The 15,607-nt window shown below is 73.5% G+C and carries 14 protein-coding genes and 1 pseudogene; 4 read left to right on the forward strand and 11 right to left on the reverse strand.

The features are described 5' to 3' along the window. The first annotated feature begins 28 nt into the window (after positions 1–28). The gene (locus CRYAR_RS25445; RefSeq protein ID WP_035855656.1) at positions 29–604 is read left to right on the forward strand and encodes a TetR/AcrR family transcriptional regulator; all 576 of its coding nucleotides are present in this window, start codon (positions 29–31) and stop codon (positions 602–604) included. Positions 605–609: 5 nt separating this feature from the next. On the opposite strand, the gene pgfA is transcribed toward CRYAR_RS25445, so the two are convergent. Beyond that, positions 610–1,689 carry a cell envelope lipid trafficking protein PgfA gene (pgfA, locus tag CRYAR_RS25450; RefSeq protein ID WP_035855659.1) on the reverse strand — a complete coding sequence of 360 codons (1,080 nt, stop codon included), beginning with the start codon at positions 1,687–1,689 and terminating at the stop codon, positions 610–612. Between the two features lie 208 nt (positions 1,690–1,897). Between pgfA and CRYAR_RS25455 the strand changes: the two genes are divergently transcribed. Further along, positions 1,898–3,112: a CaiB/BaiF CoA transferase family protein gene (locus tag CRYAR_RS25455; protein ID WP_035855660.1), complete on the forward strand. Its 1,215-nt coding sequence runs from the start codon at positions 1,898–1,900 to the stop codon at positions 3,110–3,112. Here the strand turns inward: CRYAR_RS25455 and CRYAR_RS25460 are convergent. Continuing rightward, positions 3,101–3,811: a GntR family transcriptional regulator gene (locus CRYAR_RS25460; protein ID WP_211247626.1), complete on the reverse strand. Its 711-nt coding sequence runs from the start codon at positions 3,809–3,811 to the stop codon at positions 3,101–3,103. The genes CRYAR_RS25455 and CRYAR_RS25460 overlap by 12 nt on opposite strands. A 67-nt stretch (positions 3,812–3,878) precedes the next feature. On the opposite strand from CRYAR_RS25460, the gene CRYAR_RS25465 reads away from it, so the two are divergent. Both CRYAR_RS25465 and CRYAR_RS25470 read left to right on the forward strand, forming a co-directional pair. After that, positions 3,879–4,628 (forward strand): enoyl-CoA hydratase-related protein, encoded by a 750-nt coding sequence (locus CRYAR_RS25465; protein ID WP_035855662.1) that lies wholly within the window; start codon positions 3,879–3,881, stop codon positions 4,626–4,628. Between the two features lie 18 nt (positions 4,629–4,646). Continuing rightward, the gene (locus tag CRYAR_RS25470) at positions 4,647–5,834 is read left to right on the forward strand and encodes a CaiB/BaiF CoA transferase family protein (protein WP_035855663.1); all 1,188 of its coding nucleotides are present in this window, start codon (positions 4,647–4,649) and stop codon (positions 5,832–5,834) included. Here CRYAR_RS25470 and CRYAR_RS25475 read toward each other — a convergent pair. The 9 genes and pseudogenes from CRYAR_RS25475 to CRYAR_RS25515 form a co-directional block, all read right to left on the reverse strand. After that, on the reverse strand, positions 5,831–7,045 hold the full coding sequence (locus tag CRYAR_RS25475) for an amidohydrolase family protein (protein ID WP_035855665.1): 1,215 nt from the start codon (positions 7,043–7,045) through the stop codon (positions 5,831–5,833). The two genes, CRYAR_RS25470 and CRYAR_RS25475, sit on opposite strands and share 4 nt — an antisense overlap. Then, positions 7,042–7,785 (reverse strand): hypothetical protein, encoded by a 744-nt coding sequence (locus CRYAR_RS25480; protein ID WP_211247627.1) that lies wholly within the window; start codon positions 7,783–7,785, stop codon positions 7,042–7,044. Before CRYAR_RS25480 ends, CRYAR_RS25475 begins: the two co-directional genes overlap by 4 nt. Beyond that, positions 7,775–9,292, reverse strand: coding sequence for a FadD3 family acyl-CoA ligase (locus CRYAR_RS25485; RefSeq protein ID WP_245620500.1), 1,518 nt, complete (start codon positions 9,290–9,292; stop codon positions 7,775–7,777). The genes CRYAR_RS25480 and CRYAR_RS25485 overlap by 11 nt, the downstream gene beginning before the upstream one ends. 7 nt (positions 9,293–9,299) lie before the next feature. After that, the gene (locus CRYAR_RS50915) at positions 9,300–10,139 is read right to left on the reverse strand and encodes an enoyl-CoA hydratase-related protein (protein ID WP_051572179.1); all 840 of its coding nucleotides are present in this window, start codon (positions 10,137–10,139) and stop codon (positions 9,300–9,302) included. Next, positions 10,140–10,850, reverse strand: a pseudogene (locus CRYAR_RS50920) (enoyl-CoA hydratase/isomerase family protein); the annotation flags it as partial. Next, positions 10,847–11,641, reverse strand: a complete 795-nt coding sequence (locus tag CRYAR_RS25500; RefSeq protein WP_035855670.1) for an enoyl-CoA hydratase/isomerase family protein — start codon at positions 11,639–11,641, stop codon at positions 10,847–10,849. The gene CRYAR_RS25500 and the pseudogene CRYAR_RS50920, both read right to left, overlap by 4 nt. Beyond that, positions 11,638–12,879 carry a hotdog family protein gene (locus CRYAR_RS25505; protein WP_035855672.1) on the reverse strand — a complete coding sequence of 414 codons (1,242 nt, stop codon included), beginning with the start codon at positions 12,877–12,879 and terminating at the stop codon, positions 11,638–11,640. Before CRYAR_RS25505 ends, CRYAR_RS25500 begins: the two co-directional genes overlap by 4 nt. Beyond that, the gene (locus tag CRYAR_RS25510) at positions 12,876–14,324 is read right to left on the reverse strand and encodes a hypothetical protein (protein ID WP_035855674.1); all 1,449 of its coding nucleotides are present in this window, start codon (positions 14,322–14,324) and stop codon (positions 12,876–12,878) included. The genes CRYAR_RS25505 and CRYAR_RS25510 overlap by 4 nt, the downstream gene beginning before the upstream one ends. Then, positions 14,317–15,585, reverse strand: a complete 1,269-nt coding sequence (locus CRYAR_RS25515; RefSeq protein ID WP_035855676.1) for an acyl-CoA dehydrogenase family protein — start codon at positions 15,583–15,585, stop codon at positions 14,317–14,319. The genes CRYAR_RS25510 and CRYAR_RS25515 overlap by 8 nt, the downstream gene beginning before the upstream one ends. Positions 15,586–15,607 lie beyond the last annotated feature (22 nt).

Below are 15,607 nucleotides of genomic sequence, written 5' to 3' on the forward strand. Positions count from 1 at the left end.
TACGCAGCCCCGCCTTGGAGGTGCGCGCGTGACGACGTCGTCGTGGCAGGTCGAGCGCCGGGACCGGATCCTGCGCGCGGCCCGGGAGTCCCTGGAGGAGCAGGAGTACGAGGCCATCCAGATGCGCGACGTCGCCCAGCGCGCCGGGGTCGCCCTCGGCACGCTGTACCGCTGCTTCTCGTCGAAAGAGCACCTGTACGCGGCGGTGGTGACCGATTGGGGCAGCCGGTCGGCGTTCGCGGCCTCCGGCGCGTCGCCGGAGACGCGCGTGCGCGCCCGGGTGCACGGCGTGATCACCGCCTACGAGCGGCAGCCGCAGTTCTACCGGGCCCACGTCACGCTGCAGAGCAGCGCCGACCCCAACGCGCGGGAGCTGCTCACCGAGTTCGCCCGCGACGCCCGGGACGCGCTCGCCGCGGAGGTCGCGGTGCTGGGCCGGGCCCCCGCCGACGACGCCGCGACGATGCTGTGGGCGCTCATCACGTCGCGGCTGACCCACGCGATCTATCGCGGCGGCGACGTCGGCGAGATCCACCGCATCGCCGACAAGTTCGTCGACCTGCTCGTCCCGCGCTTGCGGGACGAGCAGGCCGGGAAGAGCTAGCGGCCTCAGTGCGCCGACGTCCGGCGGCGCGGCCGGACCGGGCGCCCGACCAGCACCGCGGCGACGAAGAGGATCAGCCCGAGCACCACCAGCACGATCGAGGCCCGGCCGCGCAGCCACGGCAGCAGACTCTGCGCCTGCTCGGCCCGCTCGAGCCGGTCGTCGGCGTTGCGGACGCTGTCCATCTTCGCCTCGAACGCGGTCACGGTCTTGCCGTTCGCGGTGTACTGCTGTGTGATCTCCTCGCGGATGCCGATCACGTCACCGGAGTTCGGCTCGATCCAGTACGTCCGGGTGCTGGCGTACCAGGATTCGGCGTCGAGGCCCGGTGCACTGGAGTCGAACAGCGCGCCCGGCAGTTCCCTCGACCCGATCCTCTGCAGCGGGACGGCCTTGCGGAACACGTAGACGTCCAGGCCGTCCTTCGTCGACTCGCCGACGTACTCGGCCGTCGTCGCGCGCTCGAGGTTGACGTCCCAGATCTGGTACGACTTCTTCTGGGTGTCGAGCGGGAACGTGTAGTAGCCCTCGTGGCGGAGTTCCTTGCCGTCGGGCTCCGCCTCGTCGGTGACGACGCGGTCGCCGCAGCAGTTCGTGGACTCGCCGGTACGGGGGTCGATCGAGAGCCGCTCGACCCGGGCCTGCAGCAGCCCGCGCCCGTCGACCTCGATCCGGGTCGCGATGTCCCAGACGTTGTCGTCGCCGTCGTTGTCGACACCGGTCGCCCGGGAGACGAAGTTCCGCGCGGTCACGTCGACGCCGGTGAGCACCGTCGCTCCGGCCGGCGCGTCCATGTCGGGCATCAGCACGGTGGCGTCGCCGCCCTTGAGGATCTGCTCGGTCTGGGGATCGGCCGGGAGGACGGCGACCCGGGGATAGACGTAGAGCGGCAGCAGGATGCCGACCACGAGAAGGAAGATCCCGGCACCGATCAGCGCGAGCCGGAGCAGGCGACGGGAGCGTGGCGGCTCCCCCTGCGCACGCTCGGGAGCGTGGTCCGGGAGGACCGGCGGCGCCACCGGCGCGGTAGGCGCGTCCGAGGGCGCTTGGCGCTCGGACGTCACCGGGTCGGGTGCAGCGGTCATGGGGACACCATCCGATCGCCGTTGATCCAGATACGTAGCTGGCGGGAGGAGCGTCGTGCTGGAGCCGGGCGCTTCGGGCCCACAGTTCGATGTCCGGACGGAGTACACAGGACAACGTGGCGGAAATACTAGAACCGGTTCTACCCACGGTCAACTGGTCCGACGTCTTGATTCGGTTCAGATCTTTAATACTGTATATAATCTGAGCGTGCCTGATGCTCCCCTGCACGGCCTGCGGATCCTCGAGTGCTCGATCCTCGGTCCGGCCGCGGTCACCACCCACCTCGCCGACCTGGGGGCCGAGGTGATCAAGGTCGAGCCACCGGGCGGTGACTACGTGCGCGGCATGGCGTGGCCGATCGTCGACGGGGTCTCGCTGATGCACCTCCACCTCAACCGGGGCAAGCGCAGCGTCGTCCTGGACCTGCGCGAACCGTCCGGGGTGGCCGCGTTCACCGCGCTCGCGGCCCGCTCCGACGTCGTCGTGGAGGCGATGCGGCCCGGCGGCCTCGCGCGGCGCGGGCTCGGGTTCGACGCCCTGCGCGCGGTGAACCCCGCGCTGGTGTTCGCGACCGTGAGCGGGTTCGGCACCACCGGGCCGCTGGCCGGCCTGGCCAGCCACGGGATCGCGTTCGACACCTGGGCCGGCGTGGTCGCGCCGGAGACCGACGCCGACGGGTTCCCCACGATTCCCGACCACGTGTCGATCGGCATCACGGCCGGGCCGCTGTTCGGGGCGCTGGGGATCCTCGCCGCGGTGCTGCGGGCCCGCGCGACCGGCGTCGGGGCCCGGGTGGAGGTCGCGCAGTCGGACGCGGCCGCCGCGTTCGACTGGCTCCGGATCGAGGGGTGGCGCGCGTACCGGCGCCCCGCGGACGAGGTCACCGGCAACCCCGCCGACGGGCTCCGGCGGCGCGCTCCGGGCACCGGCGGCATGCGGGAGAGCGTCCGCTACCAGCTGTACGCGACCGCCGACGGACACGTGCTGCTGATGGCGTCCGAGAACAGGTTCTGGCGCAACTTCTGCCACGCGGCCGGGTGCCCGGAGCTGATCGACGAGACCGACACGCGGGAGATCGCGAACCACGCGGCGGGCGACGTGGCGCTGCGGCGCACGCTGACCGCGCTGTTCGCCCGGCGTACCACGTGGGAGTGGGTGGAGCTGGGGGTCACCGCGGACGTGCCGCTGGCCCCGGTGAACACGCCCCGGACGGTCGGCGACGACCCGCAGTTCGTCGAACGGATGCCCTGGACGGACGCGGCGGCCACCGGCACCGAGATGATGCCGAGCCCGATCCGCTTCCCCGATCTGGACCTACCCGGCCCCACGACCGCCCCGGCACTGGGCGCCGACACCGAGACCGTCCTCCGCGACGTCGCCGGCTACTCCGACGCACAGGTCGCGGCGCTGCTAGGACAGTAGGCCGCGCTGTTCCAGGAGAGAAACGACGCTGTCGGTCTCGGCCCGGAGCAGGTCGACGAAGGCCGCCTCGGCGCCGGTGCCGTCGCCGGCCTTGAGCGCCTTCACGATCGCGCGCATGCCCCGCTTGTGGATACGGATCACGCCCGGCACCTGGGCGAAGAAGTTCCCGGGCACGATGTTCGTGGTGATCACGCGCGCGACCGCGCTGATCCGCCGCGAGGAGGCCAGCACCAGCACCTGGCGCAGGAACGTGGTGTTCAGCGCGGCGAACGCGTCCGCGTCGTTCGTGGCCTGCAGTTCCTTGGCGGTCTCGGCGAGCGCGGCGATGCCCTCCTCGGTGCCGCGCTCCACCGCGCGCCGCGCGGCCAGCCCGTACATCAGCCCGAGCAGCTCGTAGTGGTCGCGGACCGAGTTCTCGTCCAGCCCGTTGACGAACGCCCCGAGGTGCGGGCGGGACGTGACCCACCCCTCCCGGTCCAGCGCGATGACCGCCTCGCGCACCGGGACCCGGCTGACCCGCAGCTCGGCGGCGATCTCGTCCTGCGGGACCCGCTCGCCGGCCCGGAGCCGCTGATCGAAGATCATCCGCCGGATGTGGGCGGCCACCTGCTGCGCACTGGTGGGGCGGGAGAGACCACCGGCCTCGTCGGCGACGAACTCCACGCCGGATGCTCCCACCTCTGCTCGCGTGACGATCACGACCTCCTCGTGCCCCAACTCCGATATACATTATTCCATACGTATTGAGCAGGCTGGAGGCGCGCCCGTGCCCACCGTTCGGACGTCACTGATCCGCGGCGTCGGCCGCCTCACGCTCGCCGATCCCGCCCACCGCAACGCGCTCAGCCGCCGGCTCAGCGACGAACTGGCCGCCGGGGTGCGCGCACTGCTGGCCGAGGGCGCCCGTGTGCTCGTGCTGGACGCCGAACCGCCGGTGTTCTGCGCGGGCGGGTCGCTGGACGGGCTGGCCGACCGCACGTCCCCGCTGGCGGCGTCGTACGCCGGGTTCACCGCGCTCGCGGACGCTCCGGTGCCGACGATCGCCGCGGTCGAGGGCCCGGCCATCGGCGCCGGCGTCAACCTACCGCTGGCCTGCGACGTCGTCCTCGCCGGGGAGAGCGCCCGGTTCGATCCGCGGTTCCTCGACGTGGGCATCCACCCGGGCGGAGGGCACCTGTGGCGGCTGTCGCGGCGGATCGGCGAGCAGGGCGCGGCGGCGCTGGTGCTCTGCGGTGACGTGCTCACCGGCCCCGAGGCCGTGGCCCACGGCCTGGCCTGGCGCTGCGTCCCGGACGCCGCCCTGCCGACGCTCGCCGACACGTTCGCCGAACGGGTGGCCGGCCGCTCCCCCGAGCTGGTCCGCCTGACCAAGGCCACGTTGCGGGCCTCCCGCGGCCTGCGCGACCCGGCCGACGCCGCCGCGGTCGAGCTCGCCGCCCAGGAGTGGTCGGTGGCCCAGCCGCACTTCCGCGAGACCGTCGCGCGTCTGCGCGAACACGTCCGCTCCCGGCCCTGAGTTCTGTATATTTTATTTATGATGCCGCTCTCGGGTATCCGCGTCCTGGCCCTGGAACAGATGCAGGCGGTGCCGTTCGCCACCCAGCTGCTGGCCCGCCTCGGCGCCGACGTCGTGAAGGTCGAACCGCTCACCGGCGAGTCCGGCCGCGCGGCCCAGCCCGCGATGGTCGACGGCTCCGGCCGCCGCGCCGGCGCCACGTTCCTGCGTTACGGCAGCGGCAAGCGCAGCCTCGCGGTCGACCTGAAGGACCCGCGCGGGCGCGACCTCGTGCGCGGGCTGGCCGGGAGCTTCGACGTGGTGGCCGAGAACCTCGGCCCGGGCCGCGCCGACCGCCTCGGGCTGGGGTACGACGCCGTCCGCCACCCGAGGCTCATCTATCTGAGCGTCACCGGGTTCGGGAAGGACTCGCCGTACGAGCGGTGGCCGGCCTACGCGAGCGTCGCCGAGGCGATGTGCGGCGCCTACGAGTACGCGCGCCGGCCGAACCAGCCGCCGGTGCTCAACCCGATGGGTGGCCTCGGCGACACCGGCGCCGGGCTGTTCGGCGTCATCGGGGTGCTCGCCGCGCTCCGCCACCGGGAGCTGACCGGCCGGGGTCAGCTCGTCGACGTCGCCATGCTCGACGCGATGCTCTCGATCTCCGACATCGTGACGAACTTCTGGTCGATGGGGCTGCGCCGCGAGCCCGACGTCGAGACGCGGGTGCCGTACCTGCTCACGTCGTTCCACTGCCACGACGGGTGGTGCGTGCTGCAGGTCAGCCGCCCGCACCAGTTCGAGCGGCTGGCACGGCTGCTGGGGCGGCCGGAGTGGATCGGCGACGAGCGGTTCGCCGACGGGTGGGGCTGGCACGACCGCTGGGCCGACACGATCCGGCCGGCCGTGGAGGACTGGGCGGCCCCGTACGGCATGCGCGACGCCGCCGAGCGCCTCGCCGGGGCCGGGCTGGTCGCCGCCCCGTGCTACCGCCCCGGGGACGTGGTCACCGATCCCCACGTCCGGGCCCGGAACATGCTCGTGGAGATCGCCCGTCCCGACGGCGTCGACCAACCCGTGCTGGTCGCCGGTAACCCGATCAGGATGTCGGGCGTCCAGGCCCCCGAGGAGGCCCGCCCGCCCTACCTGGGCGAGCACACCTCGGAGGTCCTGGGCCTGGACGCCGCGACCCTCGCGTCGCTGCGGGCCGACGGCGTCATCGCCTAGGGCTCCAGCGGGAGCTCGAACAGGCGGATCGCGTTGCCCCGTGCGATCTTGCGGATCTGCTCCGGCGGCAGGTGCCCGAACTGCTCCTCGGCCGCGGTGATCGACGCCGGCCAGGTCCCGTCCTGGTGCGGGTAGTCGGTCTCGAACAGGATGTTGTCGACCCCCACCCGCTCGATCAGGTCGATCCCGACCCGGTCCTTGAAGAAACACGCCGAGACCTGCCGGAAGTAGTACGAGGACGGCAGCTCCGGGCAGTTGAGCTGCGAGTTGCTCCAGCCCTTGTGCGTCTCCCAGACGTCGTCCACCCGCTCGAGCAGGTACGGGACCCAGCCGATCTGGCACTCCGCGTACATCAGGCGCAAGGTGGGGAACCGGTGCAGCACGCCGGAGAACAGGAAGTCGGTGAGGCTCGCGACCGAGTTGCCGAAGATGATCGTCGACGCCACCGCGTCCGGGGCGTCCTTCGACGTGTTCGGCGTCTTCGTGCCCGAACCGATGTGCATGCACACGACCGTCCCGGTCTCGGCGCACGCGGTGAAGAACGGATCCCAGTACCCGCTGTGGATGCTCGGTAGCCCCAGGTAGGCCGGGATCTCGCTGAACGCCACCGCTTTCACCCCGCGGGCCGCGTTGCGCCGCACCTCCTCGGCCGCCAGCTCGGCGTCCCACAGCGGGACCAGGCAGAGTGGGACGAGACGCCCGGCCGACCCGCCGCACCACTCCTCGACCATCCAGTCGTTGTAGGCCCGCACGCACAGCAGCGACAGATCCTTGTCCGCGCCCCGCAGGAAGATCTGCCCCGCGAACCGCGGGTAGTTCGGGAAGCACATCTGCGCCTCGACGCCGTTGGCCGCGTTGTCGGCGATCCGCGCGGCCGGATCCCAGCAGCCGCGACGCATCTGCTCGTACGTGACGCCGTCCATCGTGATCTCGTCGGCCGGGAACCCGGCCGCGGCGATCAGGCGCTTGATCGAGTACTTGTGGTCCTCGTAGAACCACCAGGCCACGTCGGGCCCCTCGGTGCCGGGCTCCTCGACGTACATCCCGCCGTCGAGCTTCGGCTTCCCGCCGGGGAGGTAGACGATGTGCGGCCCCACGTCGCGATACTTCGCCGGCAGGCGCGACGTCCAGAGGTCCGCGGGCTCCACCACGTGGGCGTCGACGTCGACGATGCCCGGGATGGCCGACCCACCGGTTTCGACAACAGTCATGACGACTCCTTCCACTCGCTGCGGCGGTCAGCGCGGGTCGGCTGCCGCCCGGTCCGGAACGGACTCAGCTCGGCGTCGACCAGCAGGAACCGGTGCGCCGATGTCGTGCGCGGGTAGAACGCGCGCCGCCAGCGCCCCAGCGCCGAGTCGGCCCGCTCGGCCTGCTCGGCGGCGGCCCACTGCTCCCAGGTCGGGATGGCCCAGAGCAGGAAGATCTCCGACCCGCCGGTCATCGCGGTCTCCCACGCCCCGGCGAGCACCCAGCCGAACTCCTCCAGCAGGGACGACGACGCCGCCGCGCGCTCCAGCAGCGCCGGCGCACCCCCCGGCGCGCACGTGAACTGCTCGTGCGCGTACGTCTCGCCCCGTACGCCGTCGGCGCACAGTTCGGTGATCGTGCGTGTCCACGGGGCCGGCACCAGCAGCCGGTCGGTGCCGTGCGACCGGAACTTCGCCGCCTCGGCCCACCAGTGCGCCAGTTGCGGATCCTGGAGACCCCCGCCCCGCAACTCGTGCCGGAACGACGAGGCCATCCCGTCGAAGCCGTCCTCCTCCCACAGGTTGAGCACCGACGGCCAGTCCCGGGTCGTCCCGACGATCCCCCAGACGCCGTAACAGAGCTGGTCGCGCTCCTCCTGGGCGATCGGGCTCCAGTTCGCGGTCATGTGGTGCAGGTAGTCCGCGCGGTGGTGGCCGATGATGTCGACGAACTCGTGGATGTAGACCTTCTCATTCACCACGGGCGCGCCTCCGCAGCTCGATCTTCTCGACCTTGCCCATCCGGTTGAGCGGCAGCGCGTCCACGATCCGCAGGTAGCGCGGCACCTTGTAGTTGGCCATCCGGCCCCGGCACCACCCGAGCACGTCGCCGGGGTCGGCCCCCGCGCGCGGCACCACGAACGCGTACCCCACCTCGCCGAGCCGCTCGTCGGGCGTGCCCACGACCGCCGCGGCCGCGATGCCGGGGTGCTCGAGCAGCACGTTCTCGATCTCGGCCGGGTAGGCGTTGAACCCCCCGACGATGAACATGTCCTTGATCCGGTCGGTGATCCGCAGGTTCCCGGCCGCGTCCAGCACCCCGATGTCGCCGGTGCGCAGCCAGCCGTCGGCGTCGATCGCCGCGCTGGTGGCGTCGGCATCGCCGTAGTAGCCGCGCATGACCGCGAAGCCGCGGGCGAGCACCTCCCCCGGTGCCCCCACCGGCACCGGCGCGCCCGCGGTGTCGACGATCCGCACCTCCATGCCCGGGATCGGCCGGCCGCTGGTGTGGGCGACGACCTCGATCGGGTCGTCGTGCCGGCACGCCGTGACCGTGCCGGTGGTCTCGGTCAGCCCGTACGCGGTCACGACCGACGCGAACCCGAGCTCGTCGCGCATCCGGCGCACCAGCTCCACCGGCACGGCGGCCGCCCCCGTCACCGCCAGCCGCAGCGACGAGCGGTCGTAGCCGGACAGGTCCGCGGCGAGCAGCGACTGGTAGAGCGACGGCGGCCCCGGCAGCATCGTGATCCGCTCGTCACGCACCAGGCGCATCACGGTGTCGACGGCGAAGACCGGGCACGGCACGATCGTCGCGCCCCGCAGCACGCACGCGAGCACCGCCGATTTGAGGCCGGCGCAGTGGAAGAACGGATAGACGACCAGGTACCGGTCCCCGTGGCGCAGCCCGACCGCGTCCGACCAGGCCTCGTACGTACGGGTGCTCGACCCGTGGGTCAGCAGCGCGCCCTTCGGGCGCCCGGTGGTCCCCGACGTGAAGATCACGTCGGAGGGGTCGTCCGCGGTCAGGGCCGCTTCGGCCGGAGTGTGGTCGACGCCCGCTCCGCGGCCGAGGAACTGCTCCAACCGCGTGATGACGACGACGTCCAGTGAACCGAGAAGTTCCGGGTCGACCTCCAGCGCCCGGGAATAGTCGGCTCCGAGGAAATCATCGACGGTGAACAGGAACCGGGCTCCGGCGGTCCGTAACACCCGGGCGGCCTCCGCCCCGGTGAAACGGGTGTTGACCGGGGCGAGGATCGCGCCGGCCGCGTAGACGCCCATCGAGATCGCGATCCAGTCGGCCGAGTTCGGGGCCCAGAGCCCGACCCGGTCGCCGGGGCGCACGCCGCTGCCGATCAGCGCGCGGGCGATCGCGGTGGCGCGGTCTCCGAGCTCGGACCAGGTGGTGTGCGCTCCGTTCTCGACGATCGCGGTCTCGCCGGGCCACCGCTCGGCTGCTCGCCGTAACGCGGCCGGGATCGTCATTGATACTTTATACATTATTGTTCACCGCCGGTGGGGCCCAGCGGGCTTCGCGTTTCTCGGCCCACGCGGCCGGCCCCTCGGTCTGGTCGGGGTGACCCCACACGCTCACCAGGTCCTTCGCCCCGCGTCGGCACGCTTCGGTGAGGCCGGTCTCCAGCGCACCCCAGAGCGCCCGCTTGGTGGCGGCCATCGCGACCGGCGAGTTCCGCGCGATCAGCTCGCCGAGCGCCTGCGCCTCGGCCCGGAGCCGGTCCGGTTCGACCAGCTGGCTCACCATGCCCAGCTGGTAGGCCCGCTCGGCCGACATCCGCTCGTGCCGGCCGGTGAGCGCCATCCGCATCACCGGTTCGAACGGCATCTTGCGCAGCAGGCCGATGGCCTCGATCGCCACCACCTGACCGATCGAGACGTGCGGATCGGTGAACTGGGCGTCGGTCGCGGCGATAACCACGTCGGCGTCGGCGAGGAAGTGGAACCCTCCCCCGGCGCAGATGCCGTTGATCGCCGCGATCACCGGCTTCGCGACCCGCTGGTGCCAGGCCGTGAAATGCACGTCGAAGTTCTCCATCGAGGCGCGGTAACGCTCCATGCCGACGCCGTCGGAGGCGATCTCGGCGACGTCGACGCCGGTCTGGAACGCGCGCCCCTCGCCGGTGTTGACGATCACCCGCACCGCGGGGTCCCGGTCGAGCTCGAGCCAGGCCGTCGCGAGCTCGTCACGCATCTGGTTGGTCATCGCGTTCAGCTGGTCCGGCCGGTTGAACAGCAGCCACCCCACCGGTCCCCGCCGCTCGATCCGCAGCGTCGCGAACTCGGTGTAGGTGAACGTCTCCGCGTGCGCGGTCATGGGTCCCTCTCCGTCCTCGGTCGGCCCGCCCCGGCTCGCGGTGCGGCTGACGTCCAGTGCCGACCACAGCGCGCGCTTGGTGGCGCGCAGGGTTTCGGCCGGGTGGGTGGCGACGAGCTCGGCCAGCGACTGGGCGGCGTCGGCCAGTTCGGCGGCGGGGACGACCTGGCTGACGATGCCCAGCGTGTAGGCGCGGGCGGCGTCGAGGCGTTCGTGGCGGCCGGTCAGCCCGAGGCGCGCGACCGGCTCGACCGCGCCCCGGTGGGCGAGCCCGATCAGCTCGTAGACGCTCGCCTGCCCCACCGAGACGTGCGGGTCGAGGAACTGGGCGTCCCCGGCCGCGAGCACGACGTCCGCGTCGGCGACGAAGTGCAGACCGCCCCCGGCGCACAGCCCGTTGACCGCGGCGACGACCGGCTTCGACACCCCGTTGTGCCCGGCCGTGAGCCGCAGCTCGGCCCGCTTCGTCCGGCGCGACTGCTCCCGCAACGCGGCCGGGTCGCGGGCGAGCTGACGCACGTCGAGCCCGGTCTGGAACGCCGGCCCGGCGCCGGTGTTGACGATCACCCGGACGTCCGGATCCGCGTCGAGCTCCCGCCACGCCAGCGGCAGGTCCGCGAGCATCGCGGCGTCCATCGCGTTGCCGACCGACGGCCGGTCGAAGATCAGCCACCCGACCGGTCCGCGCCGCTCGATCCGCAGGCCCCTCATCGGCCGCTGAACTTCGGCGACCGCTTCTCCCGGAACGCACTCAACCCCTCGCGGAAGTCCTCGCTGCGTGACGAGAGCTCCAGCGCGAACGCCTCGTCGCGGAGCTGCGCGTCCAGCCCCGACCCCCTCCCGGTGTGCAGCAACGACTTCGTGAGCCCGAGCGCGACCGTCGGCCCCGCGGCGAGCGCGGCCGCCACCTCCGCGGCCTCGGCGTCGACCCGCGCGGCCGGGACGGCCCGGTCGACGAGGCCCCAGCCGGCCGCGGTCACCCCGTCGATCCGCTCCCCCAGCAGCACCATCCGCCGCGCACGCACCTCGCCGATCCGGCGCGGGAGCAGCCACGTGACGCCACCGTCGGGCGTGAACCCCCGGGCCGCGTACGGGGCCCAGAAGCGGGCGTCCTCGGCCACCACCGCGACGTCGGCGGCGAGCGTGAGAGCCAGCCCGATCCCCGCGGCCCAGCCCCGCACCGCGCCGACGATCGGCGTCTGCGTCTCCAGCAGCACCGGGATCAGCCGGTGCGCCTGGTCCGGCAGACGCCGCTGGATGCTGCCGACGCGCGGCCGGGTGTCCCCGCCGGTGTTGCGCGCGACGATGTCCGCGCCGGAGCAGAAGTGCTCGCCCGCCCCGGTCAGCAGGATCGCGCGCACCGACTCGTCCCGCCCGGCCGCGGCCACCAGCGCGATCAGCCCGGCGACCATGGTGTCGTCGAGCGCGTTCCGCTTCTCCGGCCGGTCCAGCGTGATCCGCAGGACCGCGTCCTCGTGCGCGACCGCGAGCCCCGCGGTCATCGGGCGAACCGGTCGACGATCGCCGCCATCGCGCCCGGCAGGTCCGCACCCGGCGGGTCGGGCAGGACGACCGGGCCGTGTTCGCGGCTGGGCAGCAGGATCGTGGCCGTACCGGCCGTCGTCGCGACGCCGCGCTGGTTCACCGTGCGCAGCGCCACGTCGACGGCCGGGCGGCCGTCGGCCCGGTGGTGCCCGGTCACCTCGCCGCGCACCCACTGGGTGTCCCCGACGTAGTTGAACGCCTCGAACCGGCAGTCGAGCTTCCACAGCCACGCGTCGTCGCCCATCCAGTTCGTGCACGCGTGGATCAGCCAGGTCTCGCGCATCCGCCCGTAGTCGAACGTGGTCGGGTTGCCGGACCGCCGGGCGAACTCCGGGTCCCAGTGCACGCGCTGCATGACGTCGGGCACGTTCAGCTCGTCGCGGTGGTAGAACCGCGGGATCCGGCGCCGGTTGGCCACAGCGAGCTCCAACGGCCGGATGTCGTAGAGCCCCATGCCCATGCCGACGTGCCAGCAGACCAGGTCGGTGACCGTCAGCGGTCCCTTCACCAGCGGGTCGATCGGATCCCCGACGGCCACGTCCTCCCAGTAGCGCGGGGTCGCCCCGCGCCGCCGCGAGGCCAGCACCTGCGCTTCGATGTCGTCGATCTCGGCGTCGGTGTAGACGTACGGTTCGATCGCGGCGTACTTCCGGCGTTCGCGCGCCTTCGCCCGCTCGGTGCGGATCATGAGCTTGTACTGGGCCGAGAGCAGGCGGCCCGCCCGGGTGCCGAAGACCTGGCCGGTCCACTCGTGCACGGCCCGGCCCGCGAACTCGCTCGTCTTGTCGTGGACGCCGACGAGCGCGTCGCGGCGGTACACGTGCGCATACGGCTCGAGCGGTGCCCACCACTCGCGGGCGCTGCTGGCGTAGAACGCGTGGACGCCACGCAGGGGGTCGCCCTTCATCAGCGTGCGGTGTTCGAACGGGACCTCGGTGACCGAGTTCTCGCCGATCAGCGTGTCGCCGCCGACGAGCGGAGGGGGTGCGATCGGGCCGCCCCAGCGCGAGGGGTGCTCGCGGTCGCTCCAGAGCGGGTTGTCGTCGCCGTAGGCCTGAGCCACGGTGCGGAACGCGTCGACGCCCGGCTCGCGGTAGTGCGGGGGCGCCGGGTTGGGCACCGGGACGCCGATCCGGCGGCGCAGGCGCGCGACCGCCTCGTCGGTGATGCGGGGTTCGGTGCGGGTGTCGGTCACGGCTGCGTGCTCCTGTCGTTCCGGCCCTGCGGCCAGGCGATCACCGGCCCGGCGACGTCGGTCATCCGCGCCAGCCAGCGGTCGTCGGTGCGGAGCGGCAGACCGGCGCCCGACTCGCCGTGGACCGCATGACGCAGCCGCCGCGCGTGCCCGTCGGCGTCCGGCGCGGGCCCGTCCGGCGTCCAGACCTCCACCGGCACCGGAACCCCGAGCGAACCGGCCAGCTCGGTGAGCGCCGCCACCTGGCTCCCCGCGTCGCCCCGGCCGTCGCCCACCCCGGGCGGCGCGTCGAGGACGGCCAGGACGGGGCGTGCGGGACTCGCCAGGCGGGCGACCAGCGCGGCGGCGATCGCGAAGCCGGGGGCGACGCGGGTGGCGGGCACGACGACGCTGTCGAGCACGGTGGTGCCCACGGTCCGGGCGACCCAGTACCCGGCCGTGCCCGGGTCGGCGGCGACCAGCCCTCCGCGCGCCGCGATCTCGCCGTAGTTCCTGGTCACGCGCGAGGGCGGCAGCGGCGCGGTGTCGAGGGCCCAGCCCCGTTGCGTCGCCTCGGCGAGCCGGTGACGCAGCGGTGGCATCGGCGCCATCCCGGCCGGGCGACGCCAGCGCTCGGCGAGCGCACCGAGCGTGCCGGGCGCCACCACGACGTGCGGCGCGAGTTGCCAGCGCGCGGCCGCGGCCTCGTCCCGATCGACGCCGACCGCGACGATCAGGTCCGCGTCGGCCAGCCCGGCCAGGCGGAAATCGTCGCGCTGCAGGCCGATCGTCGCCCAGTGGTGTGCGCTCGACCAGCCGAAGATGCCCTTCGCGCCCCACGTGTTGAGCACCCCGACCTGCCCGGCGGTCGCGAACGCGTGCAGGCCGGCCACGGCTCCGGCGGTGACGACCCCGGGCCCGGCGAGCACGACCGGCCGCTCGGCGGCTTCCAGCCGGGCGAGCACCCCGTCCGACCCGTCCGGCGCCACCGCGGCCTCCGCCGGGTCGGGCATGCTCGCCGCCCCGACCGGTCGGCCCAGGTCCAGTTCGACGCGGAGCGCCAGCCCCCTGCCCGCGGCCGCCGCCTCGGCCGCGATCCCCACCAGCTCCGCGACCCGCTCGGCCTCGTCGAGCAGTACGAGCCACCCCGCCGCGGGATCGCCGTCCGTGGGGACACGCGCTCCCGGGGCCGCGGGGGGCCGGCCGCCGGCCCGCCCCGGGGCGGGCGTTCCGATCGTGAGGACTCCGTCCACCCAGGACGCGGCCCGCTCGCGGTGCACCCGCTCGTGCGCGGCGACCAGCGTCGGGGCCAGCCCGGCCGGTGCCCGCGCGGTGACCGGCAGCCCGCGCCCCGCGTCGCCGTAGATCGCCCGGACCCCGGACCGGCGGAGCGCGCGCCACAACCGCTGCGCCACGGTCTCGCGCGGCGTGGTCCCGCGGGCCGCCCGCAGCGCGGGCTCACCCACGGGGCACCTCCCGCCAGGGCCGGCCCTCCCAGGGATCGGGTTCCCGGGGTAGCCCGAGCACGCGCTCGGCGATGATGTTCTTGTTCACCTCGCTGGTGCCGCCCTCGATCGTGTTCGCGCGGCTGCGTAACGCGCCGCGCACCTCCGCCGGCATGCCGACGTGGTAGGCGTCCGCGTCCCACTCCGCGACCGGCCAGGTCGTCCGCCCCGGCCCCAGCAGCGACGCCGCCCGCGCCTGGATCCGCTGGTTGAGCTCGGAGCCGTGCACCTTGCCGATCGAGCTCTCCGGCCCCGGCGGCCGCCCGGCCTTCAGCGTGGCCCGCACCCGCGCGTTGGTCCACGCACGGAGCTGCTCCTCGGCCCAGAGCCGGGTGACGTCGGCGCGCACGAGCGGGTCGGCCCAGCCCCCGCGCTCCTTCGCGATCCGCACCAACCGGCTCGCCCCGGCGCCGCCGACGCGGTCCACCCCGCCGGACCCCGACCCGGACACCATCTGCCGCTCGCCCGACAACGTCGCCCGCGCGACGGCCCAGCCGTCGTCCACCGCGCCGACGCGCTGGTCGTCCGGCACCCACGCCCCGGTGAGGAACACCTCGTTGAAGTCGACCTCGCCGCCGAGGTGACGCAACGGCCGGATCTCGACGCCGGGCTGGTGCAGCTCGATCAGGAAGTAGGTCAGCCCGGCGCGTTTGGGCACACCGGGGTCGGTGCGGGCGAGCAGCACGGCGTAGTCGGCGAGGTGCGCCCAGGTCGTCCACACCTTCTGCCCGCTGATGCGCCAGCCGTCGCCGTCGCGGTCCGCGCGGGTCGCGAGCGAGGCCAGGTCGCTACCGGCGCCCGGTTCGCTGAAGAGCTGGCACCAGACCTCCTCGTTGCGCACGATCGGCGGGAGGAAACGCCGCCGCTGGTCCTCGGTGCCGGAGGCGAACAGCGCGGGCGCGGCGAGGTTCAGGCCGAGCGGGTTGAGGCGGGGCAAGTGGTACGGGCGCAGCGCGCGGTCGGCCGCGGCCGCGAGCTCCGGAGCCCAGTCGAGGCCGCCGTACGCGACCGGCCACGCCGGCACCGCCAGCCCGGATCGGGCGAACGTGGGATACCAGTCGCGGTACTCCGCGGCGGTGCGGACTCCGCGGACCGCGGCCGCGCCACCCTCGTCGGCCGCGCGCACCCAGGCCGGCGGCACGTGCTTCCGGACCCAGGCCAGCGCGGCACCGGCGGCCGCGTCCGGAGTGGTGGCAGCCACGAGTCCCGGCGGCGGAGTCATGGGAGGAGGGTAGTCGGATCGC

Origin of the sequence: Cryptosporangium arvum DSM 44712 (assembly GCF_000585375.1) — a bacterium.
GTDB lineage: Bacteria > Actinomycetota > Actinomycetes > Mycobacteriales > Cryptosporangiaceae > Cryptosporangium > Cryptosporangium arvum.